Here is a 23,930-nt window from a genome sequence, read left to right on the forward strand (position 1 = left end):
ACGACCCGACCGCACGACCTAAGGACGGACCTCCCCGTGACCACGGACACCACACTCACCGCCGAGCAGATCCTGAGCGCGGCGGAGGATGTCCTCCGGCGGTTCGGCCCGGCCAAGGCCACCGTCGTGGACGTCGCCCGCATCCTCGGCGTCAGCCACAGCAGCGTCTACCGCCACTTCCCCAGCAAGGCCGCGCTGCGCGAAGCGGTCACCCAGCGCTGGCTCGACCAGGCGCACCACGAGCTGTCGACCGTCTCCAACGAGGGCGGCCCCGCCTCCGAGCGGCTGCAGCGGTGGCTGACGGCGCTGTTCACGGCCAAGCGGAAGAAGGCGCTGGACGACCCGGAGCTGTTCGCCACCTACATGGTGCTGGTCGAGGAGAACAGCGGCCTGGTGGACACCCACGTCGACACCCTGGTCGACCAGATCTCGCGGATGGTGGCGGAGGGCATCGAGACCAAGGAATTCAAGCTCGCCCACATCCGCAACACCGCCCGCGCCGTCTTCGACGCGACCGGCCCCTTCCACGACCCGGCCTACGCGTCCACCTGGTCCACCCCCGACGTCGACGACCGGTTCGACGCCGTCTGGAAGCTCGTCCTCGGTGGCCTGAAGGCGAAGTGACGAACCGTCAGCAAATGTGGCGCCGGCGAGCGGAGGAATAACCGCTCGCCGGCGCCCCGCCCGTCCGGCAGACTGCCGCACACAGTTGATCTCACACGGAGGATGACATGCGTGCGGCCCGCCCGGTCCTGGACAGCCTGGAAGGACTCGCCCTCGGCGACGCCTTCGGCGACCGGTGGTTCTCGGTCCCGCTGGACGAGGCGCCCGCCGCGCTCGCCGCCCGGCTGGTCCGGCCCGCGCCCTGGCACTGGACCGACGACACCGCCATGGCGCTCGTGCTGGTCCGCCACCTGCTCGACGCGGGCGAGGTCCGACCGGACGCGCTCGCCCGGGAGTTCGCCGCCGAGTACGCCCGCGAGTACGGGCGCAAGTACGGCCCGTCGATGCACCGGGTCCTGCGCGGGATCGGCGCCGGCGGGGACTGGCGCGCCATCACCTCGGCCCAGTTCGAAGGCCAGGGCTCGCACGGGAACGGCGCCGCGATGCGGGTCGCGCCGCTGGGCGCCTGGTTCGCCGAGGACCTCGACGCGGTGGTCCGGCAGGCCGAACTGCAGGCGCTCACCACCCACTTCCACCCGGAGGCTGTCGCCGGTGCGGTGGCGGTCGCGCTCGCGGCTGCGCTGGCGGTCCGCAGCCGGGGCGGAAACCCGCCCGGCCGGGCCGAGTTGCTGACCGAGATCGCCGGACGGCTGCCGGACAGCGAGGTCCGCTCCGGGCTCCGGATCGCCGCCCGGATGCCCGAGCACACCAGCGTCCGGCACGCCGCCACCGTGCTCGGCTCGGGAGCGCTGATCTCCGCCGCGGACACAGTGCCGTTCGCCCTCTGGTCCGCGGCCGGGCACCTGGACTCGCTGCCGGAGACCGTCTGGAACACCCTGGAGGGCTGGGGCGACAAGGACACCGCCTGCGCCATCGCCGCCGGTGTGACCGCCGCCCGGACCGGGCTCGCGGACGTGCCGCCCGGTTGGCTCGCCGCGCGCGAGCCGCTTCCGGGCTGGGTCGCCGAGGCGTCCCGGACCGCCGACCGGTAACCGGGCGGTGCCGGGTGCTGACCGCCCGGCTTCAAAGCCCGGCGGTCAGCACCGAACCATCAGCGCCGAGCCATCAGCATCGAGCCGTCAGCACCAGATGGTCAGCGCCGGGCGAGGAAGCGGAGCACCTTGTAGCCGAAGAGCAGGACCATGGCGCCGCCGATCGCCGACACCCAGGTCGTGACGTCGAGGAAGCTCACCTTCACCGTCCCGTGCATCCAGTGCGAGACGATCCAGGTGCCGATGTAGGAGCCGGTGATGCCGATCAGGGTGCTGCCGATCAGGCCGCGCTCCCCCCTCGACATCGCCATCCTGGCCAGTGTCCCCGACACCAGGCCCAGCACGATCCACGCCATCCAGCTCATCCGCCGCCCCTTGCGTCATCGGTGTGGCGACCCCGTCGAGCCCCCGGGTCCCGTTCGGAAGGACGTACGAGGGCCTCGCACCGTTCCAGCACCGGCAAGGACCGGTTCGAACCGGCCATCCGGGCGCCGTCGTACCGGTCGGCGGAACTCCCCTCCCCCGGCACGCCCCGCCGTCTCCCGGACGCCGGGGCCGCACCGAACCATTCCGTCAGCGGCGCGAGTTGCCGAACAGCAGCCGGTAGGCGATCAGCAGCACCAGGGCGCCGCCGATCGCCGACACCCAGGTCGCCGCGTCGAAGAAGTGCGCGGAGATCGAGCGGTGCATGAAGTGCGATGCGATCCAGCCGCCGACGAAGGAGCCGGCGATGCCGATCAGGGTGGTCACGATCAGGCCGCCCGGGTCCTTCCCCGGCAGCAGCAGCTTGGCCAGCGCACCGGCCAGCAGGCCCAGCACGATCCACGCGACGATGCTCATCCGGCATCCCTTCCCGTCCAAGGCGCGACGGCCCCGTCCCGTCCGCTCTGCCCGCAAGGACGCCACCGCCCGCCGCCCGGTTCCGCCACCCGCGTCGGCCGCCCCGGTCGGCCACCCGCGCAGCACCGTCCGAACCCGGCGGACGAACCCAGCGGACGGGACCGGCCGACGACACCGGCCGCCCAGGCCGGACCGCCCGCGCGTGGCGCCCTTCCCGCGCGCCGCCCGCGCCGAAATACTGCGGCCATGCGCATCCTGATCGCCACCGCCGGCTCCCGGGGCGACGTGGCCCCCTTCACCGGGCTCGGCGTCCGGCTGCGGGCGGCCGGGCATCAGGTGGCCGTCGCCACCCACGACACCTTCGCCGAGTCGGTACGGGCCGCCGGGCTGGAGTTCCGCCCACTGCCGGTCGACCCGCGCACCGAACTCGCCTCCGCCGAGGGCCGGCGCCTGCTGCGGGCCGGCAGCGGACCGGGCGCCGTCCTGCAACTCCTGCGGCTCGGCCGGAGGTTCATGCCCGCACTCGGCGACGGCATCGCCGACGCCACGGCGCTCGGGACCGACCTGCTGCTGACCACCAGCACCACCAGCGCACTCGGCCAGGTAGCCGCCGAGGCGGCCGGCATCCCCAGCATCGGGCTGTACCTCCAACCCCTCGCCCCCACCCGGGAGTTCGCGCCCGCCGTCACCGGCACCCGATCGCTCGGCCGGTCCGGCAACCTGCTGGCGGGACACGCCGTCCAGGCCGCGACCGACCAGCTGTTCGTCCCGGCCGTCCGCGGGCTGCGCCGTCGGCTCGGCCTGCCGCCGCTCGGCATCGCCCGGGCCCGCCGCAACCACCCCGTCCTGCACGGCTTCTCGCCACTGGTGGTGCCCCGACCCGCCGACTGGCGCCCCCGACTGGAGGTGGCGGGCTACTGGTGGCCGGCCGACCGGCCGGACTGGCAGCCCCCGGCCCGGCTGCTCGACTTCCTGGCCGCCGGGCCGCCGCCGGTCTTCGTCGGCTTCGGCAGCCTGGTCGTCCCCGACGCCGAGCGGCTGACCGCGACCGTCCTCGCCGCCGCCCGCGCCGCCCGGGTGCGCCTCCTGCTCCAGTCGGGGTGGAGCAGACTGGCCGCCGAGGACTCGGACTCCGTCCTGACCGTCGGCGACACCCCGCACGAATGGCTCTTCCCCCGCACCGCCGCCGTGGTCCACCACGCGGGTGCCGGCACCACGGCCGCCGCCCTCCGCTCCGGGACCCCCGCCGTCCCCGTGCCCGCCCAGCTCGACGCACCGTTCTGGTCCGCCCGACTGGCCCGGCTCGGCGTCTCCCCCGGCCCCGTCCCCCTGCGCGGCCTCACCCCCGCCCGCCTCGCCACCTCCCTCCGCCTGACGCTCGACGACCCCCGCTACCGCACCCGCGCCCGAGCCGTCGCCACCGCCCTGGCCGCCGAGGACGGCGCGGCCAAGGTCCTCGCCGCCGTCGAACGGGTTTCAGCGAACAGCTGACAGCTGACAACTTTCGAAATCTGTCAGCTGTTCGCTGTCGCCCGTCAGTCGTTCGCCCTCTCCCGTCAGCCCTCCCTCTCCTCCCCGCTCCCCCTCCCGAACACCCCGCTCAGCCCCAGGTACACCACGGCCGCCGCCGTCAGCCCGACGGCCCAGCCGTAGTCGGCGAGCGGCTTGAGGACGGGGATCAGGCCGTCCGCCGGGAAGGGGCCCTGCTTCGCACCGTCGGCGTCGACGGTGGAGTACGAGCCGCCGACGGCCAGCACGCCGCCCACCAGCAGCGCCGTCACGGCCCGCCAGTTCCAGCCGGCCGCATACCAGTACGCCCCGCCCGGGCGGTACAGCTCGGCGAGCCGGAGGCGGGTGCGGCGCAGGGCCCAGTAGTCGGCGATCAGCACTCCGCCGACCGTGCCGAGCAGCCCGCCGACCACACCGAGCCAGGTGAAGATGTACACGTGCGGGTCGGAGATCAGCCGCCACGGGAGGATCACGATCCCGACCACCCCCGTGATCAGCGCCCCGGTCCGGAAGGTGACGAAGCGGGGCAGCAGGTTGGCGAGGTCGTACGCGGGCGACACCACATTGGCGGCGATGTTCACCGACAGCGTCGCGACCAGCACGGTCAGCAGCGCGAACAGGATGCCGACCGGGTTCTCCATCTTGGCGGCCAGCTGGATCGGGTCCCACACCGGGGCCCCGTAGACCGCCTCGGAGCCCGAGGTGACCAGCACGGACAGGAATGCGAAGAGCGTCATCGTGGTCGGCAGGCCGAGCGCCTGCCCGCGTATCTGGGCCCGCTGGCTGCCGCCGAAGCGGGTGAAGTCGGGGATGTTCAGCGAGAGGGTGGACCAGAACCCGATCATGCCCATCAGCGCGGGGAAGAAGACCTTCCAGAAGCCGCCGCCCCACCCCAGTCTGGACGGCTGGTCGAGCAGCGGCCCGAGCCCGCCCGCCTTGACGGTGATCCACACCAGCAGCGCGAGCGCGCCGACGATGACGAACGGCGCCGCCCAGTTCTCGAACCGCCGCAGCGCCTCCATCCCCCGCGCGATGATGGCCATCTCGATCAGCCAGAACAGCAGGAACGAGAGCCACTGCGTCCACGGGTAGCCGCCGAACTCACCGGCCGTGCGCCAGGATTCGCCGAACAGCTTGCCCGCCAGCAGGAAGATGCCCTCGCCGCCGATCCAGGTCTGGATCCCGAACCAGGCGCAGGCCACCGCCGCCCGCAGCAGGGCGGGCAGGTTGGCGCCGCGCAGCCCGAAGGCGGCCCGGGCGAAGACCGGGAACGGGATGCCGTACTTGGTGCCGGCGTGCCCGGTGAGCAGCATCGGGACCAGCACGAGGAGGTTGGCGAGCGCGATCGTCAGCACCGCCTGCTTCCAGTCCATGCCGAGCGTGACCAGGCCCGAAGCCAGGGTCCAGGACGGGATGTTGTGGGCCATGCCGACCCAGAGTGCGAGGAAGTTGTACGTGGTCCAGGTACGCCGTGCCACCGGGACCGGCCGCAGGTCGTCGCTGGTGAAGCCGTTGGGAGGCAAGTCCCCGGCGGCCGGGTCGAGTTCAACCCGGCCGTCGGGGTGGTGCCACTGTCTGCCGTCACTGGTCGCGGTTCCGGGCATGGGCAACTCCCGTCCGCCGCGGGCGGATCCGCGGCTGAGCTCGGGTGGGGGCGCCGGGCGGGGTCACAGGTGCGGGATGACGTCCGTCCCGTACGCGTCGATGGTGGTCTCGATGGCGTCGTGCATGGCGTAGACGGCGAACTGGTCGACGCCGAGCGAGCGGAGCTCCGCCAGTCGGGCCCGCTGCGCCTCCACCGGGCCGATCAGGCAGAAGCGGTCGATGATCCCGTCCGGGACGAAGGCCGTGTCCGGGTTCCCGGCCCGCCCGTGGTGGCTGTAGTCGTAGCCCTGCCGGTCCTTGATGTAGTCGGTGAGCGCCTCCGGTACCAGGTCGGAGTGCTCGCCGTAGTGGCTGACCAGGTCGGCGACGTGGTTGCCGACCATCCCGCCGAACCAGCGGCACTGCTCCCGGGCGTGGGCGAGCGCCTCGGGCGAGTCGTCGGCGGTGACGTAGGCCGGGGCAGCGACGCAGATGGTGATCGACTCCGGATCCCGGCCGGCCTCGACGGCGGCGGCCCGCACCGCCTTGACCATGAACTCGGTGAGGTAGGGGTCTGCCAACTGCAGGATGAAGCCGTCGGCCTGACGCCCGGTCAGGTTCAACGCCTTCGGCCCGTACGCCCCCATCCAGATCGGCAGGGAGGCGCCGGCGCGGACCCACGGCAGGTGCATCTCACTGCCGTCCACCTCGGCGGTGCGCCCCTCGGCCAACTCCTTGATGGCGCGCATGGCTTCGGAGAGCCGGGCGAGGGTGGCGGGGCTCCGCCCGGCGACCCGCATGGCGGAGTCGCCGCGGCCGATGCCGCAGACGGTCCGGTTGCCGTACATGTCGTTGAGGGTGGCGAACGTGGAGGCGGTCACCTCCCAGGTGCGGGTGGAGGGGTTGGTGACCATCGGGCCGACGGTCATCCGCTCCGTCTCGGCGAGGATCCGGCTGTAGATGACGAAGGGCTCCTGCCACAGCACGCAGGAGTCGAAGGTCCAGCCGTGGCTGAACCCGGCCCGCTCGGCGCGGATCATCCGGTCGATGAGCAGCCGGGCGGGCGGGTCGGTCTGGAGGACGAGGCCGATGTCCATGAGGGGCTCCAGGTAAGGGTTTTGACCGCCGCCACCCGGCCGTCGACCGGATCGGTCGCCCCGGTCGAAGGGCCGGGCCGGCAGCCGGGCGGGCGGGCGGGCGGGCGGGCGACCGGACGGCCGGCAGACCGGGCGGCGGCGGGTGGACGTCGAGGAACGGGAGGAACGGGAGGGGCGGGAATCGGGAGAGGGATCAGACCAGGTACTGGCAGGTGTCCCGGCGCAGGAAGGTGCCGTGGCCGGCCCGGCCGCGCCAGTCGCCGTCGTCCAGCACGACGGTGCCGCGCGACACCACCGTCCGCACCCGGCCGGTGAGTCGACGGCCCTCGTAGGCCGAGTAGTCCACGTTCATGTGGTGGGTCGCGGCGGAGACGGTCTGCACCGCGGTGGGGTCGTAGACCACCAGGTCAGCGTCGGCACCCGGGGCGATGGTGCCCTTGCGCGGGTGCAGGCCGAACATCCGGGCCGGGGTGGTGCAGGCGATCTCGACCCAGCGGCGCCGGCTGATGTGCCCGTCCACCACGGCCTGGTGGAGCAGGTCCATCCGGTTCTCGACGCCCGGCAGGCCGTTGGGGATCTTCGAGAAGTCGCCCCGGCCCAGCTCCTTCTGGCCGACGAAGCAGAACGGGCAGTGGTCGGTGGAGACCACCTGGAGGTCGTTGGTGCGCAGCCCGCGCCAGAGCGCCTCCTGGTGCTCGCGCGGTCTGAGCGGCGTGCTGCACACGTACTTGGCGCCCTCGAAGCCGTCGGCGCCCTCCTCGGCGAGGTTGTCGGTGGAGAGGAAGAGGTACTGCGGGCAGGTCTCGCCGAAGACGTTGAGGCCGGCGTCCCGGGCCCCGACGAGTTCGGCGAGCGCGGCGGCTGCGGAGACGTGCACCACGTAGAGCGGGCTGCCGGCCACCTGGGCGAGCTTGATCGCCCGGTGGGTGGCCTCGGCCTCCAGCAGTTCGCGCCGGACCTCGCCGTGGTAGCGGGGTGCGGTCCTCCCGGCGGCGAGCGCCTGTTCGACCAGGATGTCGATGGCGATGCCGTTCTCCGCGTGCATCATGATCAGCCCGCCGTTGGCGGCGCCGCGCTGCATGGCCCGCAGGATGCGGCCGTCGTCGCTGTAGAAAACGCCGGGGTAGGCCATGAAGAGCTTGAAGGAGGTGGACTCGCCGGAGTCCACGAGGGTGTCCATCTCCTTGAGCACGGCGTCGTTGACGTCGGAGACGATGGTGTGGAAGGCGTAGTCGATCGCGCAGTTGCCCTCGGCCTTGGCGTGCCAGGTGTCCAGGCCCTCGCGCAGCGAGCCGCCGACCGACTGGACGGCGAAGTCCACGATGGTGGTGGTGCCGCCCCAGGCCGCGGCGCGGGTGCCGGTCTCGAAGGTGTCGGAGGCCGCGGTGCCGCCGAACGGCAGCTCCATGTGGGTGTGGGCGTCGACCCCGCCCGGGATGACGTAGTGGCCGGTGGCGTCGATGACGGTGTCGGCGGTCCAGGCCTCGGCGGCGGAGCCGCCGGTGGTGGCCAGGGCGGCGACGCGCTCGCCCTCGATCAGGACGTCGGCGTGGAGTTCCTCGGTGGCGGTGATGACGAGGCCGCCGCGGACGACGGTGCGCTGGTGCGGGTCGCGGGTGGCCCTCACGTCGTTGGTGGTCATCGCGCTGCTCCTCAGGCCTCGGCGAGCGGCCCGTAGGCGTCGGGCCGGCGGTCCCGGTAGAACGCCCACTGCTGGCGGACCTGTTCGATCAGGCCGAGGTCGAGGTCGCGGACGACGAGTTCCTCCTCCTTGTCGGAGGCGACGTCGCCGACGAACTGCCCGCGCGGGTCGACGAAGTAGGAGGTGCCGTAGAAGTCGTTGTCGCCGTACTCCTCGGTGCCGACGCGGTTGATCGCGGCGACGAAGTACTCGTTGGCGACGGCGGCGGCGGGCTGTTCGAGCTGCCAGAGGTAGGCGGACAGGCCGCGGCTGGTGGCGGAGGGGTTGTAGACGATCTGCGCGCCGGCCAGGCCCAGGGCGCGCCAGCCCTCGGGGAAGTGGCGGTCGTAGCAGATGTACACGCCGACCTTGCCGACGGCGGTGTCGAACACGGGCCAGCCGAGGTTGCCGGGCTTGAAGTAGTACTTCTCCCAGAAGCCCTTGACCTGCGGGATGTGGTGCTTGCGGTACTTGCCGAGGTAGCTGCCGTCGGCGTCGATGACGGCGGCGGTGTTGTAGTAGACGCCGGCCTGTTCCTCCTCGTAGACCGGGACGACCATCACCAGCCCGAGCTCGCGGGCGAGCTCCCGCATCCGGCGCACGGTCGGGCCGTCGGGGACGGCCTCGGCCCAGCGGTAGTGCTCGGCTTCCTGGACCTGACAGAAGTACGGGGAGTTGAAGACCTCCTGGAAGCCGATGATCTTCGCTCCCTGGGCGGCGGCCTCGCGGGCGTACCGCTCGTGGAGCGCGATCATGCTCTCCTGGTCACCCGTCCAGCGGGTCTGGACGAGCGCGGCCCGGACGATCTGCGACATGGTTACCTCCGCAACTCCGCGGCCCGGCCGTGCGGTCGGGCCCGCGGTCTGAGGGTTGACGGGGCGGGTCTCGCCTGCGGGTCCGCTCGGGAAACCGCAGGGTCTACGTGCGTAGAAAGCGATCTGTAGACGGTAGGCCCGGCCTCGGTGGCCTGACAATACGTCGGTGGAAACGCGTCTGGGGTGATCTTGTTGCGCGGACACGCGGATGGTCCCGGGTGGGATGAAAAGCTGATCTACCCCACGCGTCGCCTTCTTACTCGTTCGAGTGAAACCGGACACCCTGGGTGCGCAATCGGCGATGGTGGGGTAAGACCCGCGTGGACATCGCGGTGGATCACTACGGATCGTCAGTCATCGGTGGTTTCCTACGAGTTCAGCGTCCCGGTCACGGGGGATCGGGGCGGCCAAGCGGGGGGTGACGATGGTGGTGGCGGATTCCGCGACGGAGACGGCGGCGGCGAAGGAAGCGGCGGAGGCGACGGGTACGGCAGATAGCGCGGCGGGCGGAGGCCCGGCGGCGCGGCCGCCCGCCCTGCCCGCCTGGGCCGGCCTGCTGCTCGCCCTCGGCGCCCTGCTGCCGGTCCTCCTCGGCGGGCTGCTGTTCCGTCATCAGGCGCCGCGCGTACGGGACGTCGCCCTCCAGCTCGCCGGTTCCCGTGCGGCCGCCGAGGCCGTGGTCGGCGGCCGTGCCGCGGACCACCTGGCCGCGCTGCGCGCCGACGGCTGGCTGATCGGCGGCTACGGGCTGACGTTGCTCGCCGCCGCGCTGCTCGGCGGGTACGTGCTCGGGCCGGCCCGACGGCGGCTGTCGGCCGTCGCGGTCGGCGGCGCCGGGCTGCTCGCGGCCTGCTGCGACCTGGGCGAGGACGCGCTGCTGCGCGCCGGGCTGGACGGCCTCCACCCAGGTGCGGGCGGTTCCGACACCCCCTTCGCCGTCGCCACCGCGCTCGCCACCGTCAAGTGGCTGCTGCTCCTGCCCGCCGGGGTGCTCGCGGCGGGCATCCTGCTGGTGACCGCCACCCGCGCGGTGCGCGGGCTCCGGCCGTCGCGGGCGGGCGCGAAGGCCCGCGGCACCGACTCCCCCGACCGTCCGGCGCTGATCCCGCCCTGGCCGATCGCCGCCCGGCGCGGCGCCACGGCACCCGCCGCCGAAGCGCCGGACGCCCCGAACACGCCCGTCCGGCACGCCCACTGGCGCGACGCCGCCCGGGTGCCGCCCGGCCGCGAACCCGCCGAACTCGGCTTCTGCGCCTCCGGCGGCGGCATCCGCTCCGCCTGCGTCACCCTCGGCGCGCTCCAGTCGCTGCGGCCGTGGCTGAAACGGGCCCGCTACCTGGTCTCCGTCTCGGGCGGCGGCTACACCGTCGGCGCGCTCCAGCTCGCGCTCAGCGACTCCGCGCCCGGCAGCCCGGTGCGCGCCGTCTCGGGTCTGACGGCCGACACCGTGATGGAGCCCGGGTCCCCCGAGGAGGACCACCTCCGCCGGCACGGCAAGTACATCGCCGACGGCGCGGGCGAATGGCTGGTCGCCCTCGGGACGCTGCTGCGCGGGGTGCTGTCCGCCCTCACCCTGCTGCTGGCCGCCGTCCTGACGCTCGGCCTCGGGCTCAGCCGCTTCTACCGGGCCGTGCCGCTCACCGACCTGAGCCGCCTGGCGGCGGCCGGGCTGCGCCACGCCGGCGCCGTACCGGGGCCGTTGGAGCTCCGGGCACCGGCGCTCGCCGCCTTCGGCCTCCTGCTGGCCTCGGCCACCGGGTGCTGGCTGCTCTGGCTGCTGGCCTTCCCCTCGCTCGGCTGGCAGGCGCTGCTGCCACGGGCGCTGCGCAGGGCCAATCTCGGCCTGCTCGCCCTGGCCGCCCTGCTGGCCGTCGGGGTGCTGGTGGTACCGGGGCTGGCCTGGGGCGCGGTGCGGCTCCAGCAGGCGCTGGCGGCGGGGCCGCAGCTCACCGGCGCGGGGCTCGGCCTGACCGTGGCACTCAGCTACCTGGCGCTGCTGCTCGGCATACTCTGGCGCGACCGCCGGACACCCGGTCGGGGTGCCACCACACCGGGCGCGGCGGGCCGGCCCCGTGTCAGCGGCGCCAGCCTCCCGCAGACCCTCGTGGTCTGCTCCGCCCTCCTGGCGCTGACGGCGGGTGCGCTGCTGGCCCTCGGCTGGGCGGTCGCCACCGGCTACGCCTGGCCGACGGCCGTCCAGGTGCTGCTGCCCCTGGTGCTCGGCGCGGTCGGGCTGAACCTCGACCAGACCTGGGTGAGCCTGCACCCGTTCTACCGGCTGCGGCTGGCCTCGGCATTCGCGGTCCGGCGGGCCACCGAGGGCGGCCGGTCGGTGGCCCGCCCGTACCACTTCTTCCGGGAGCAGACGTGGCTGAGCCACTACGGCGCCCGGCACCCCGACTTCCCTCAGGTGATCTTCTCGGCGGCGGCCAACCTGTCGGGCAACTCCCGTACTCCACCGGGCCGTCCGGCGGCCTCCTTCTCGCTCTCCTACGACTACGTGGGCGGCCCGGACATCGGGTACGCGCGCACCGACCTGCTGGAGCGGCGCACCAGTGCGCACATCGCCCGGGACCTCACCGTGCAGTCGGCGATGGCCGTCTCCGGCGCGGCCTTCTCCTCCGCGATGGGGCGGGAATCCCGCGTCTACCAGCGGCTGTTCGCGGTGACCAACGCCCGCCTCGGGACGTGGCTGCCCAACCCGGCGGTGCTCGGCCCCGACTGGTCCGGTCCGCCGGACTGGCGCCGCCCCGCGCAGCCCGCCGTCCGCCGCCTCCCGTACCAACTGCGGGAGCTGATCGGGCGGTTCCCGCCCGACGACCGCTTCCTGCTCACCACCGACGGCGGCCACTACGAGAACCTCGGGCTGGTCGAGCTGCTGCGGCACCGGGTGCGGACGGTGGTCTGCATCGACGCCAGCGGCGACGCGGGGTACGCCACCAACCTGGCCGCCGCGATCACCCTGGCCCGCGAGGAGCTGGGCGTCGCCATCACCCTGCACGAGCCCGAGCTGCTGATCCCGGGCACCGCCGCCGACCGGCCCGCCGAGGGTGACGACGCGGACGGCCGCACGGACGACGGCGTGCAGGGCCGCGCGGGCCGCCGGCCGCCGCTGCGCGGGCTCGCGGCGCAGCTCTCCGCCCGGCTCTCGGCCCGGGCGGTGGTCACCGGGGACATCCGCTACCCGGACCTGGACGAGGGGCCCGGGGCCGTCCGGCACGGCCGGCTGATCCTCCTCCAGGCGGTACTGACCCCCGGGATGCCGTACGAGCTGCACGCCTACGCGATGGCGAACCGGGCCTTCCCGAACGACCGCACCAGCGACCAGTGGTTCGACCACCAGCAGTTCGACGCCTACCAGACGCTCGGCCGCCACCTGGGAGAACAGGCCGCGCCGCTGATCGAGCAGGCACTGGCCGACCAGGCGAGGGCCGACCAGACACCGGCCGGACCGGCCCCGGGCCCCACCGGGTCGGTGCCCGCACAGCCGACGCGCGACACCGACCCGGCACCGTCCGCCACGGCTCCCCCGCCACCGCGCCGCCCGGCCGAGGAGTAGCCGGGAGGCGACCGACGGATGCTCGCAGGGTGCTCGGCGAGCGGGCGACGGGTAGCCGACCGGTCCGTCGGTCGCCGGGAACGGACGGCGGCGGACGGTCGGCCCGGCTTGACTTCCTCCGCTTCGCTCGGGAAAGATCCGGCGCATGGACTCCGGCGCCACTCTGGTATGCCGCCTGCACGTCGATCTGCGACGCCAGGCGAGTTCCATCTGTGCCTGTTGACCTTGTTCTCCCCCGCCGGTCCCGCTCTGTGACGTCTGCCAGGGCCCGCGCCGCGCACCCGCACCCGCAGTCCTGACCCCGCCCAGCCCCGGCGCACCCTTGCGTGCCGGGCCGCCCCGTCGGCCCGCGCCCTCCACCGCCGGACACCGGGCGCTTTCCACCGACGTTCCCGCCGCACCCGAGGACGCCCTCATGACTCTGAGCCCGAGCCCGAGCATCAGCCCCGAAACCCAGCCGACCGTAAACCCCGACAACACCCGCCCCGCCGCCGCAAGCCCCACGAGCACCCCCGAGCCACCACCGACGCCGCCCGCCGGGGGCACCCCCGCGCCGCTCACCCCCAGCACCCTGCGGACCATCGTCCGCGAACTGGCCGAGCGGCCCGAGGAGTGGATCCACCACGTCCGCCTCTCCACCGAGGAGCGCTGGTACCGGCGGCTGGCCGCGGACGACGACCACGAGGTGTGGCTGATCAGCTGGCTGCCCGGCCAGTCCACCGGCTTCCACGACCACGGCGGCTCGCGCGGCGCCTTCGCCGTCGCCCTCGGCGAGTTGGAGGAGCTGTCCCTCGGCGGGCCCGAACAGGGCCTGCTGATCCGCCGGATCCCGGCCGGCACCGCCCGCGCCTTCGGCCCCGAGTACGTGCACGACGTGCGCAACACCGCCGTCGGCCCCGCCGTCACCCTGCACGCCTACTCGCCGCCGCTGAGTTCGATGGCGCACTACGACCTGCGGGCCGGCGGGCTCGTCCGCACCTCCGAGGAAGGACCTGAACAGTGGTGACCACGATCGACGACCTGGTGGAGCGGGCCCGGGAGGGCGTCCACCGACCGCGCGCCCGCGAGGCGTACCAGGCCCAGCTGGACGGCGCGCTGCTGGTGGACATCCGTCCGGCGGCGCAGCGGGCGGCCGAGGGGGAGATCCCCGGCTCGCTGATCATCGAGCGCAACGTGCTGGAGTGGCGGCTCGATCCGACGGGCAGTCACCGGATTCCCGAGGCCTCGGGCTACGACGTCGAGGTGGTCGTGGTCTGCTCCGAGGGCTACGCCTCCAGCCTGGCCGCGGCCTCCCTGCGCGAGCTGGGACTGCACCGGGCGACCGACCTGGACGGCGGTTTCGTCGGCTGGGCGGCCGCCGGCCTGCCGACCCGTCAGGGCGGCTGAGCCTGCGGTCGCACCGCGTGCCGGGGCGGTAAATCAGGGACAGGAGATGATGCAGGTCATAGTGTGATCAGAGTTTCCGCTGGTCCAAAGCCGGGCAACCACGCGGGCGGAAGTACGCCCGGGCGCTTGAAACCGCCGCCACCGAACGACCCTGACCGAACGACCGAACGACCCAGGCGCCGCCTTTCCGGGGCGCCCTGACGAGGAAACTCCACGTGATCAGATTCGAGGGCGCGGGAATGCGCCACCCCGACGGCACCATCGCCGTCGAGGGACTGGACCTGGAGGTCCCGACCGGTCGGATAACCGTCCTGGTCGGACCGTCCGGCTGCGGGAAGACCACCCTGCTGCGCATGGTCAACCGGATGGTCGAGCCCACTTCGGGCCGGGTCCTGCTGGACGACACGGACGTCGCGAAGCTGGAACCCGCCAAGCTGCGCCGCGGCATCGGGTACGTGATCCAGCAGGCCGGGCTCTTCCCGCACCGCAAGGTGATCGACAACATCGCCACCGTCCCCTACCTGCTCGGCTGGGACCGGAAGAAGGCCCGCGCCCGCGCCGCCGAACTGCTCGAACTGGTCGGGCTCGCGCCCGAGACCGCCAAGCGGTACCCGTTCCAGCTGTCCGGCGGCCAGCAGCAGCGGGTCGGCGTGGCGCGCGCGCTGGCCGCCGACCCGCCGGTGCTGCTGATGGACGAGCCGTTCAGCGCGGTCGACCCGGTGGTGCGGGCCGGGCTCCAGGAGGAGCTGCTGCGGCTCCAGTCCGAGCTGCACAAGACGGTGCTGTTCGTCACCCACGACATCGAGGAGGCCGTCCGGCTCGGCGACCAGGTGGTGGTGCTGCGCGAACACGGCCGGATCGCCCAACTGGCCGACCCGCACACCCTGCTCACCACCCCCGCCGACGAGGGCGTGGCCGCCTTCCTCGGGCGCGACCGGGGCCTGCGCGGCCTCGCCCTGCGCCCCGCGAGCGGCGTCCGGATCCGCCCGGTGGGCGACGGACTCCGGTACGGCGGCTGGGAGTTGGCCCTGGACGACGGGCGCCGCCCGATCGGCTGGATCGACCGCGACGCCGTCACCGCCGAGCTGCACCCGGCGGCCGCCTTCCGCCCGGACGCCGACACCCTGCGCACGGCGCTGGACGCCGCCGTCCTCTCCCCCGCCGGGGTCGCGGTCGCGCTGGACGCCGAGGGCCGGGTCACCGGCACCGCGAGCCGCGAGGCCGTCCTCGCCGCCCTGCGGCCCGACGCCTCCGGCCCGCTGGCCGCCGGTCCGCCTGCCACTGGTCCGTCTGCCACCGGTTCGCCGGCCGCTGATGCGCCCGTCCGCACCGACAAGCCCCCGGCCGCCGGCGGCCACCCGGGCGGGGCATCCGACCCGGACGGAACGGGCGGCACGGGCAGCACGGACGGAGCCGACGGTGGACGATGAACCGATCGTCCGCTGGTACTGGATCGGCGACCACCTCGGCTACCTGGGCCACCTGCTCGCCGACCATGCCGTGATCGCCCTCGTCCCCGTGCTCATCGGCCTGCTGCTGGCCGTCCCGCTCGGCCTGGCCTGCGCCCGCTACCCCCGGCTGTACCAGCCGCTCTCCGCCGTGTTCAACATCGTCTACGCGCTGCCCTCGCTGGCCGTGTTCGTGGTGCTGATCCCGTACACCGGCCTCGCCACCCAGGCGACGGTGATGATCCCGCTCACCTTCTACGCCCTCGCCGTGCTGCTGCCGACCACCGTGGACGGGCTGCGCGCCGTCCCGGACTCCGTCCGGCAGGCCGCCACCGCGATGGGGTACGGGCCGTGGCACCGGCTGACCTCGGTCGAGCTGCCCGCCGCCGTGCCGTACCTGATCGCCGGACTGCGGGTCGCGGCGGTGTCCAGCATCTCGCTGGCCAGCGTCGGCGCGCTGGTCGGTCGCGGCGGGCTCGGCTACCTGTTCGTCGACGGCTTCCAGCGCACCTTCCCGACCCCGATCCTGGCCGGCATCGTGCTGATCGCCGTCCTCGCGCTGGCCGTCGACCTGGTGCTGGTGGCCGCCCGGCGGCTGCTCGCGCCCTGGGCCGTCCGGGAGAAGGGAGCGGGCTCGTGAACTGGCTGAACTGGCTGAGCGACTTCTTCACCGACCCGGACCACCTCAGCGGGCCGGACTCGATCGTGCACCGGGTCTCCGAGCACCTGCTGCTCTCCGGCGCGGCCTTGCTGTTCGCGGCGCTGCTCGCCGTCCCGCTCGGGCTGCTGATCGGCTACACCGGGCGCGGCGTCACCGTGGTGACCGCGCTCGCGGGCGCCGCCCGCGCCCTGCCCACCCTCGGCCTGGTGACGCTGGCGGTGCTGCTCGCCGGGGTCGGCGACACCGCCGTACTGGTCCCGCTGGTCGCGCTCGCCGCGCCGCCGCTGCTGGTGGCCGCCGTCGAGGGGGTGCGCGGCACCGACCCGGACGTCCGGGACGCGGCGCGCGGCATCGGGCTGACCCACCCCCAGGTGCTGTGGCAGGTCTGCCTGCCCTCGGCCGCCCCGACCCTGCTGGCGGGCTTCCGCACCGCGACCGTGCAGGTGATCGCGACCGCCACGGTGGCCGCCTACGTCGGGCTGGGCGGCCTCGGCCGCTACGTCATCGACGGGCTGGCGACCCGCAAGTACGCCGTGACCGTGGGTGGCGCGCTGCTGGTGGTCCTGCTCGCGGTCGTCGCCCAGCTGTTCTTCGCCCTGCTCGCCCGGTTCGCGCTCCCGCCCGGGGTGCGCGCCCAGCAGCGGCCCCGCTGACTCCGTTCCCCCTCCCCTCCCGTTCCGGAAGGACATCTGTCACCATGTCGACAATCAACCGAAGCCGCCGCGTCGCCGCCCTCGGCACCCTCGGCACCCTCGCCGCGCTCACCCTCGGCGCCACCGCCTGCGGTTCCTCCGGCGGCAACCCGCTCGACGGGGGTTCGAGCGCCTCGGCCACCACGGGAGGCGCGGGCGGGTCCGGCTCGACCGTGGTGGTCGGCTCGGCCAACTTCCCGGAGAACGTCCTGCTCGGGTCGATCTACTCGCAGGCGCTCAAGGCCAAGGGCGTGAAGGTCCAGGAGAAGTTCAACATCGGCAGCCGCGAGGTGCTCTACGGGCAGTTGCAGAGCGGCAACCTCACCGTCCTGCCGGAGTACAACGGCTCGCTGCTCGCCTACCTGGACGCCAAGTCCACCGCCGTCACCACCCAGGACGTGAACGCGGAGCTCGCCAAGACGCTGCCCGCCACGCTGGGCATCCTCGAGTCCTCCCCGGCCGAGGACAAGGACTCGCTCAGCGTCACCCAGGAGACGGCCGACAAGGACAACCTCAAGACCATCGCCGACCTCGCCGCCAAGGCCGGCGAGTACACCATCGGCGGGCCGCCGGAGTTCAAGAGCCGCCGCGAGCAGCAGCTCAAGGACGTCTACGGGCTGACCTTCAAGGAGTGGAAGCCCACCGGCGACGCCACCGCGAACGCGCTCAAGGACGGCAGCATCCAGGTCGGCAACGTGTTCACCACCGACCCGAAGATCGTCCAGTACAAGCTGGTCCCGCTGGCCGACCCGAAGAACATCTTCGGCTCCCAGAACGTCACCCCGCTGGTCAACAAGGCGGGCGTGGACGCGACCGCGACGGCGGCGCTCAACGCGGTGTCGGCCAAGCTCGACACGGCCGGGCTGGTGGCGCTGATGAAGCGAGTGTCGGTGGACAAGGAGGACCCGTCGGCGGTCGCCAAGGACTGGCTGAAGTCCAACGGCCTCGGCTGACGGCGATTCGGCCCGGCGGCCGTGGAGCGTGAACGCGGCGGCCCGGAGGAAGCTCCTCCGGGCCGCCGTCCGCCGTTCCGGAGGCACCGTCCCGGGGCTTTCCGGGTGCGCTCGCGTGTGCGCTCACAGGTGCGTTCCAGGTGCTCTCCAGGTGCTTTCCGGCCACTGAAGGGACCTTCCCTTCTGCGGCGCGAACATGACAGTCTGGGCGCCATGCGCACTCGTCTCCTCGCCGCCACCCTCACGGCACTCGCCGCGGTGAGCCTCGCTGCCTGCTCCAGCTCCGGATCGGACTCGGGCAAGGCCACCTCCGCGGCCGGCTCCCCCACCGCCCCCGCCGCCTCGGCCACCGCGCCCTCCGACGCCGCCACGCCCGCGGCGACGACGCCCGCGGCCCCCGGGTCCGACCCGGCCGCCCCCACGGCCGGCGGCGGCACCGGCGCGCCCGCCCCTGACGCCGGCGCCTCGGGAGCCCCCGCACCGTCCAAGCCCGCGCCGCCCGCCGACGCCGGACTGCCCGCCAAGCCGGGCACCGACGTGACGGCCAAGCTCGTCTCCGCGCTGGACGCGATCGACCCAGCGATCGTCGGCGGCAAGCCGGACCAGGCCATGGACCGGGCGCGCAACCAGTGCCAGTCGATGTACCAGTTCCCCAAGGACAAGCAGAAGCTGGCGGACCTGGCCAACCAGCGCTTCACCTCCGCCGACCACCCGCAGGGCTTCGGGCCGGACACCGCCACGAAGATCAACGACGCGCTGCTCGCCACGCTCTGCCCGCCGTCCCGCTGACCTGCCGATCCGCTGGTCCGCTGGTCCGCAGCACCATGATCCGCCCGGTGTCCTGAGCGCCGGGCTGCCGTGGCCGCGCCCCTTTCCGGGTGCGCGGCCACGGTCTTCTCGTTTCCGGTGCCCCCACCGCCGCCCGGCGTCGCCCCCTCACCGCCGCCCGGAGCGTCCGACGCCCTCCCCCCGGCGGGCCCCACCGGCGGCCCACCCGTCCCGACGCCGGTCCGCCACCCTTCCGTCGCGCGGGCCGTGTGCTGACGAACTGTTAGGACTCTTGACAGACCAGTGGTCTAGTCCAAACATAAGCATGTCGATCCGACCGGGATGCACTGTGGGGGTGTGACCACCGGCGGCTGAGGCACTGCCATGCCCTGCCATGCTCCGCTCCACCCCCGCTCCGTACGGCGCGCGCTTCCGCACGCCGCCCGCGTCCACGCGAGTCGGTGGGCCTTCGCACGCCCGCACTCCCCCGCACTTCCCCGTACTCCCGGTTCCGACCCGGTCCCGGGGCCGCCGCCGACCCCACACGGCCGCCCCACCCGGACCGACCGCACCTCCCCAACGTCCTGCCCCACCAAGTCTGTTGGAGAATCCATGCGCCTCCGCCGAACAGTCCAGGCCGTGTTGACGGCCTGCGCCACGCTGGCCGCCTCGGCCGGCCTGGTCGCCGCCGGGACGAGCTCCGCCCAGGCCGCCACCCCGCTCCCCAGCCGGGTCTTCGCCCCCTACTTCGAGTCCTGGACCGGCCAGAGCCCGGCCCAGCTGGCCGCGCAGTCCGGTGCCAAGCACCTGACCATGGCGTTCCTCCAGGCCGCCACCAAGGGCTCCTGCACGCCGTACTGGAACGGCGACACCTCCAAGCCGGTGTCCTCCTCCACGTTCGGTGCGGACATCGCGACCATCCGCGCCAACGGCGGGGACGTGATCCCGTCCTTCGGCGGCTACACCGCCGACAACACCGGCACCGAGATCGCCGACAGCTGCACCGACGTCAACCAGATCGCGGCCGCCTTCCAGAACGTGATCACCACCTACGACGTCAGCCGGATCGACCTCGACATCGAGGACAACTCGCTGACCAACACCGCCGGGATCGACCGCCGCAACAAGGCCATCAAGCTCGTGCAGGACTGGGCCGCCGCCAACGGGCGGAACATCCAGTTCTCCTACACGCTGCCCACCACCACCTCCGGGCTGGCCAGCAGCGGTCTCGCGGTGCTGAAGAACGCGGTCAGCAACAACGCGCGGATCGATGTCGTCAACATGATGACCTTCGACTACTACGACAACGCCGCCCACGACATGGCGGCCGACACCCAGACCTCCGCGCAAGGCCTCTACAACCAGCTCGCCAAGCTCTACCCGTCCAAGACCCCCGCCCAGCTGTGGGGTTCGATCGGGATCACCGAGATGATCGGTGTCGACGACTTCGGTCCGGCCGAGACCTTCACCCTGGCCAACGCCACCACCGTGTACAACTGGGCGGTCTCCAAGGGCATCAACACGCTGTCCTTCTGGGCTCTCCAGCGCGACAACGGCGGCTGCCCGGGCACGGCCGGCAACGACAACTGCTCCGGGATCGCCCAGAACACCTGGGACTTCACCCACGTCTTCGCGCCGTTCACCAGCGGCTCGACGGTGAGCAACGACTTCTCGGTGTCGGCCAGCCCGAACTCCGCCACGGTCGCGGCCGGTTCATCCACCTCGGCCACCATCGCGACGGCCGTGACGGCGGGCTCCGCGCAGAGCGTCAACCTCACGGTCAGCGGCGCCCCGGCCGGCGTCACCGCCACCGTCACCCCCGGCAGCGTCACCGCCGGCAACAGCGCCACGCTGAACATCTCCACCACCTCCTCGGTGACGCCCGGGAGTTACCCGATCACGGTCACCGGCTCGGCGGCCTCCGGCAGCCACACCGGCACCTTCACCCTGACCGTCACCGGCACCCAGCCCGGCAATGACTTCTCGGTCGCCGTGAACCCGAACTCCGGTACGGTCGCTGCTGGTTCGTCCGTCTCGGCGACCATCTCGACGGCGGTCACCGCCGGCTCGGCGCAGAACCTCAACCTCGCGGTCGTCAGCCAGCCCGTCCCCGGCATCACCGCCACCATCACCCCCGGCAGCGTCACCGCCGGCAACAGCGCCACCCTGAACATCTCCACCAGCTCGGCCGTGACTCCGGGCACCTACCCGCTGGGCATCAGCGCCACCGGGGCCTCCGGCAACCACATCGCGTCCTACACGCTGACCGTCACCGGGACCACGCCGACCACCGGCCTGGTCAACGGCGACCTGGAGAGCGGCAGCCTGGCCCCGTGGACCTGCCAGAGCGGCGGCGCCGTGGTCTCCACCCCGGTCCACTCCGGCACCAAGGCCCTCCAGGCCGCGGCCACCGCCGCCCAGACCGGCGAGTGCGCGCAGACCGTCACGCTGAAGCCCAACACCAGCTACACCCTGAGCGGTTGGGTGCAGGGCAACTACGCCTACATCGGTGTCAACGGCGGCGCCACCGCCAGCGCGTGGGCCAACTCCTCCGGCTGGACCAAGGTGTCCGTCCCCTTCACCACCGGCGCCAACGGCACCGTCTCCGTGTACCTGCACGGCTGGTACGGCCAGGGCAACGTGTACGGGGATGACTTCTCCATCGCCTGAGGCCGCCCTGGGTGGTGAATGACGATTGACGAGTAACGGATAACGGATGACAGCTGACAGATTTCAACATCTGTCAGCTGTCATCTGTCTTCTGTTCGCTGTTACCCGTTCGCTGTCATCCGTCCGCCGTCAGTCGTCCGGCCGCGACCTGCCGCCCGTTCCCGTCAGCCCTCCACCGCCGCCCGCATCCGCTCCGGTCGGCACAGCGCCAGGTAGACCACCGTCGCGAGCACCCCGCAGACCAGGACCACCAGCGCCAGCAGCACCGCCGACGGCTGACCGCCGAGGCTGCTCAGCGGCGCGACCACCGCGGCGCACAGGAAGTTGCCCGTCCCGAGCAGCGCCGACGCCGTACCCGCCACCTGCGGCTCGACCAGGCCGAGCGCCTGGGCGGCGGTGTTCGGCAGCAGCACGCCCAGGCTGCCCATCATCACGAACAGCGGCGGGCAGAACCCGGCCAGCCCGAAGTCCCACACCGTGGTCAGCAGCACCAGCGCCACCCCGGCGGCGACCGCCGCCGCGAGGCTGCCCAGCATCAGCACCCGCTGCGTGAAGCGCGGCGCCAGCACGCGCCCGTTCACCTGGGTCATCACCACGATCGCGAACGAGTTCAGCCCGAACAGCAGGCTGTAGGTCTGCGGCGAGACCTGGTACACGTGCTGGAGCACCGTCGACGACCCGCTGATGTAGCCGAACAGCGCCCCGAAGGCGAGGGAGCTGGTCAGCGCCAGCCCGAGGAACGGCAGGTTGCCCAGCAGCCGTCCCATCGTCCGCAGGGTCGCGCCCACCCCGCCGCGGTCCCGGGTCTCCGGCGGCAGCGTCTCGCGCAGCACCCCGAACGAGACCAGGGTGAGCAGCAGCCCGAGCGCCGTCAGCACACCGAAGGTGCCGCGCCACGAGGTGAACCGCATCAGCTGCGCGCCGATGATCGGCGCGAGGATCGGCGCCAGCCCGGATATCAGGGCGATCGAGGCGAGGAAGCGCAGCAGCGCGACGCCTTGGAAGCGGTCCCGGGAGACGGCGCGTCCGATCACCAGCCCGGCGGACCCGGCCGCGCCCTGGACGAAGCGGGCCGCGATCAGCACGGCCAGGTTCGGCGCGAACACGCACACCACGCTGGACAGGGTGTAGAGGACGAGCCCGGCGAGCAGCGGCACCCGGCGCCCGTAGCGGTCGCTGAGCGGCCCGAAGAGCAGCTGCCCGGCGGCGACCCCGAACATCGAGAAGGTCAGGGTGAGCTGGACGGCGGCCGGCTGGGCGACCAGGTCGTCGGCGATCGCGGGCAGGCCCGGCAGGTAGAGGTCGGTGGTGAGCGGACCGAGCGCGGTGAGGCCGCCGAGGGCGGCGATCACGGCCCAGCCGGGACGGGTCTGGCCGGTGGCGGGTGCGGCGACGGATGCGGGGGCGGCGGTGGTGGCGGCAGCGGTCGACGTGTCGTCGGTGGGGCCGACGGTCGGGCCGGGCATGGTTCTCCTTACGGACGGGCGACGTGGGGTTCGTTCGCGCTCCGTCCTACCGCAGCACGGTCCGGTTCCGACAGCGGGGGTACGTGCTGTCCGGCTGCGGGGGTGCGCCGGGCGGATCGCCGGGCGCCCGTTTCCGGCCCGCACACGGCGACGGCCCGCCCGCACCTTCCGGTGCCCGGCGGGCCGTTCCGTTCCCCGGTCGCGGCGACCAGGAGTGCTCAGAGGTGTTCAGGGGTGTTCAGGGATTCCCGGGAATGGTCAGGAGTACTCGGGTGCCCGCCGGACTCAACGCTTGGCGACGTGCTCGGCGCGCAGCGCCGCCTGCACCGCCGCGCCGTCCTGCCACGCGTAGAGCTGGTTGCCGGTCAGCGCCACGTTGTAGTACCCGCAGGTGCCGATGACCTTGGTCGCGACGCCCTCGGGGAACCAGCCGGCCTTGAGCGACTCCGGCACCGGGTGCGCGCTCTTGCCCGGCTGCCCGGCGGTGCAGCCGACGGGCAGCCGCTCCTCCGGGAGGGTGGCGCGCAGCAGGCGGTCGTCGCCCCTGGTGGACATCAGGTACTTCACCCCGGAGGCGTTGTCGGGCAGCCAGGTCGGCATCGACCGGCGGTCGGCCTTGGCCTGGGTGCCGGTCTCGTACGAGCCCTGTTGCTGGTGGTGCTCGTCGTACCAGTCGGACACCCGCGGGCCGATTGCCACGGCCGCCACGGCGACGGCCATGCCGGTACCAGCGACTCCCAGCGCGACCTTGCTCACGATGCCCTTCATGCCCGGCTGTCCTCTCCGTGTCGTGACCGGTGCGGCCGTCGCCGACCGCTCGTCTCCGCCGCCGGCGGCCGCTCAGGTCCGCGTCGCCGGCCCGGTCGGCGTGCTCCACCGTCCGGTGCAACCATCGTGGCCCGTCCCGACCCGTCGGATCGTCACCACCAGGTCGCGATCTTGTCTCCAACCCACGGGGTACCTTCTCCACCTTCAGGCGTATGTCCTTCGGCAGGGACCCTGAGGCCCGCAGGTCCGGGGCCCCGCGGACTCGGAGGCATGCCGCTCCGGCGCCCAGGCCGGCACGCCCGGGTCGAGCGCGGCCCGAGCCCCGGTCGAGCCTCGCTCAAGCCCGGCGCCGCCGCAGCCCGGCCTGCTGCACCCGGG

Annotated in this window: 21 protein-coding genes; 13 read left to right on the top strand and 8 right to left on the bottom strand. The window is 73.1% G+C overall.

The genetic code is table 11. The annotated features are described in order from the left end of the window. Positions 1 to 36: 36 nt before the first annotated feature. Together ACLWS4_RS01410 and ACLWS4_RS01415 are read left to right on the top strand one after the other, a co-directional pair. Entirely contained in the window at positions 37 to 624 is a 588-nt protein-coding gene (locus ACLWS4_RS01410) for a TetR family transcriptional regulator (protein WP_049649716.1), read from the top strand. Positions 625 to 731: 107 nt separating this feature from the next. Next, entirely contained in the window at positions 732 to 1,655 is a 924-nt protein-coding gene (locus tag ACLWS4_RS01415) for an ADP-ribosylglycohydrolase family protein (protein WP_416873098.1), read from the top strand. 101 nt (positions 1,656 to 1,756) lie between these two features. Here ACLWS4_RS01415 and ACLWS4_RS01420 read toward each other — a convergent pair whose 3' ends face one another. Together ACLWS4_RS01420 and ACLWS4_RS01425 are read right to left on the bottom strand one after the other, a co-directional pair. Beyond that, positions 1,757 to 2,020 (bottom strand): GlsB/YeaQ/YmgE family stress response membrane protein, encoded by a 264-nt coding sequence (locus ACLWS4_RS01420; protein WP_063780048.1) that lies wholly within the window; start codon positions 2,018 to 2,020, stop codon positions 1,757 to 1,759. Between the two features lie 208 nt (positions 2,021 to 2,228). After that, positions 2,229 to 2,495 carry a GlsB/YeaQ/YmgE family stress response membrane protein gene (locus tag ACLWS4_RS01425; RefSeq protein ID WP_117491020.1) on the bottom strand — a complete coding sequence of 89 codons (267 nt, stop codon included), beginning with the start codon at positions 2,493 to 2,495 and terminating at the stop codon, positions 2,229 to 2,231. Positions 2,496 to 2,741: 246 nt separating this feature from the next. Here ACLWS4_RS01425 and ACLWS4_RS01430 point away from each other — a divergent pair, with 246 nt between their 5' ends. Continuing rightward, a complete protein-coding gene (locus ACLWS4_RS01430; protein ID WP_416873099.1) occupies positions 2,742 to 3,986 on the top strand; it encodes a glycosyltransferase in 1,245 nt (414 codons plus the stop codon). 65 nt (positions 3,987 to 4,051) lie between these two features. On the opposite strand, the gene ACLWS4_RS01435 is transcribed toward ACLWS4_RS01430, so the two are convergent. The 4 genes from ACLWS4_RS01435 to ACLWS4_RS01450 all read right to left on the bottom strand — a co-directional run bounded on the left by ACLWS4_RS01435 (position 4,052) and on the right by ACLWS4_RS01450 (position 9,181). After that, positions 4,052 to 5,608 carry an NCS1 family nucleobase:cation symporter-1 gene (locus tag ACLWS4_RS01435; protein ID WP_416873100.1) on the bottom strand — a complete coding sequence of 519 codons (1,557 nt, stop codon included), beginning with the start codon at positions 5,606 to 5,608 and terminating at the stop codon, positions 4,052 to 4,054. Between the two features lie 63 nt (positions 5,609 to 5,671). Then, a complete protein-coding gene (locus tag ACLWS4_RS01440) occupies positions 5,672 to 6,685 on the bottom strand; it encodes a TIGR03842 family LLM class F420-dependent oxidoreductase (RefSeq protein ID WP_416873101.1) in 1,014 nt (337 codons plus the stop codon). A 193-nt stretch (positions 6,686 to 6,878) separates the two neighbouring features. Further along, entirely contained in the window at positions 6,879 to 8,327 is a 1,449-nt protein-coding gene (hydA, locus tag ACLWS4_RS01445) for a dihydropyrimidinase (protein ID WP_416873102.1), read from the bottom strand. An 11-nt stretch (positions 8,328 to 8,338) separates the two neighbouring features. Next, complete coding sequence (locus tag ACLWS4_RS01450; RefSeq protein WP_380448988.1) at positions 8,339 to 9,181, bottom strand: nitrilase-related carbon-nitrogen hydrolase; 843 nt, start codon at positions 9,179 to 9,181, stop codon at positions 8,339 to 8,341. A 430-nt stretch (positions 9,182 to 9,611) separates the two neighbouring features. Between ACLWS4_RS01450 and ACLWS4_RS01455 the strand changes: the two genes are divergently transcribed. The 10 genes from ACLWS4_RS01455 to ACLWS4_RS01500 all read left to right on the top strand — a co-directional run bounded on the left by ACLWS4_RS01455 (position 9,612) and on the right by ACLWS4_RS01500 (position 21,318). Continuing rightward, on the top strand, positions 9,612 to 12,740 hold the full coding sequence (locus ACLWS4_RS01455; RefSeq protein WP_416873103.1) for a hypothetical protein: 3,129 nt from the start codon (positions 9,612 to 9,614) through the stop codon (positions 12,738 to 12,740). A 145-nt stretch (positions 12,741 to 12,885) separates the two neighbouring features. After that, the gene (locus tag ACLWS4_RS01460) at positions 12,886 to 12,963 is read left to right on the top strand and encodes a putative leader peptide (RefSeq protein WP_107086570.1); all 78 of its coding nucleotides are present in this window, start codon (positions 12,886 to 12,888) and stop codon (positions 12,961 to 12,963) included. A 192-nt stretch (positions 12,964 to 13,155) separates the two neighbouring features. Continuing rightward, complete coding sequence (locus ACLWS4_RS01465; RefSeq protein WP_387820191.1) at positions 13,156 to 13,746, top strand: cysteine dioxygenase; 591 nt, start codon at positions 13,156 to 13,158, stop codon at positions 13,744 to 13,746. Beyond that, positions 13,740 to 14,126 (top strand): rhodanese-like domain-containing protein, encoded by a 387-nt coding sequence (locus ACLWS4_RS01470; protein WP_049657033.1) that lies wholly within the window; start codon positions 13,740 to 13,742, stop codon positions 14,124 to 14,126. Before ACLWS4_RS01465 ends, ACLWS4_RS01470 begins: the two co-directional genes overlap by 7 nt. A gap of 215 nt (positions 14,127 to 14,341) precedes the next feature. Further along, positions 14,342 to 15,556 (top strand): ATP-binding cassette domain-containing protein, encoded by a 1,215-nt coding sequence (locus tag ACLWS4_RS01475; protein ID WP_416873104.1) that lies wholly within the window; start codon positions 14,342 to 14,344, stop codon positions 15,554 to 15,556. After that, positions 15,546 to 16,214, top strand: coding sequence for an ABC transporter permease (locus ACLWS4_RS01480; protein WP_049657035.1), 669 nt, complete (start codon positions 15,546 to 15,548; stop codon positions 16,212 to 16,214). The genes ACLWS4_RS01475 and ACLWS4_RS01480 overlap by 11 nt, the downstream gene beginning before the upstream one ends. Beyond that, positions 16,211 to 16,888: an ABC transporter permease gene (locus ACLWS4_RS01485; RefSeq protein WP_049657036.1), complete on the top strand. Its 678-nt coding sequence runs from the start codon at positions 16,211 to 16,213 to the stop codon at positions 16,886 to 16,888. The genes ACLWS4_RS01480 and ACLWS4_RS01485 overlap by 4 nt, the downstream gene beginning before the upstream one ends. Before the next feature lie 44 nt (positions 16,889 to 16,932). After that, positions 16,933 to 17,880, top strand: a complete 948-nt coding sequence (locus tag ACLWS4_RS01490; RefSeq protein WP_416873105.1) for an ABC transporter substrate-binding protein — start codon at positions 16,933 to 16,935, stop codon at positions 17,878 to 17,880. 213 nt (positions 17,881 to 18,093) lie between these two features. Further along, positions 18,094 to 18,669, top strand: a complete 576-nt coding sequence (locus ACLWS4_RS01495; protein WP_416873106.1) for a hypothetical protein — start codon at positions 18,094 to 18,096, stop codon at positions 18,667 to 18,669. A 591-nt stretch (positions 18,670 to 19,260) separates the two neighbouring features. Then, positions 19,261 to 21,318: a glycosyl hydrolase family 18 protein gene (locus ACLWS4_RS01500; protein WP_416873107.1), complete on the top strand. Its 2,058-nt coding sequence runs from the start codon at positions 19,261 to 19,263 to the stop codon at positions 21,316 to 21,318. Between the two features lie 164 nt (positions 21,319 to 21,482). Here ACLWS4_RS01500 and ACLWS4_RS01505 read toward each other — a convergent pair whose 3' ends face one another. Together ACLWS4_RS01505 and ACLWS4_RS01510 are read right to left on the bottom strand one after the other, a co-directional pair. Continuing rightward, entirely contained in the window at positions 21,483 to 22,784 is a 1,302-nt protein-coding gene (locus tag ACLWS4_RS01505) for a multidrug effflux MFS transporter (protein WP_416873108.1), read from the bottom strand. A 285-nt stretch (positions 22,785 to 23,069) separates the two neighbouring features. Further along, positions 23,070 to 23,552, bottom strand: coding sequence for a hypothetical protein (locus ACLWS4_RS01510; RefSeq protein WP_049657923.1), 483 nt, complete (start codon positions 23,550 to 23,552; stop codon positions 23,070 to 23,072). Positions 23,553 to 23,930 lie beyond the last annotated feature (378 nt).

The sequence above is a fragment of the Kitasatospora sp. SC0581 genome (genome assembly GCF_048159585.1).
Classification (GTDB): Bacteria; Actinomycetota; Actinomycetes; order Streptomycetales; family Streptomycetaceae; genus Kitasatospora.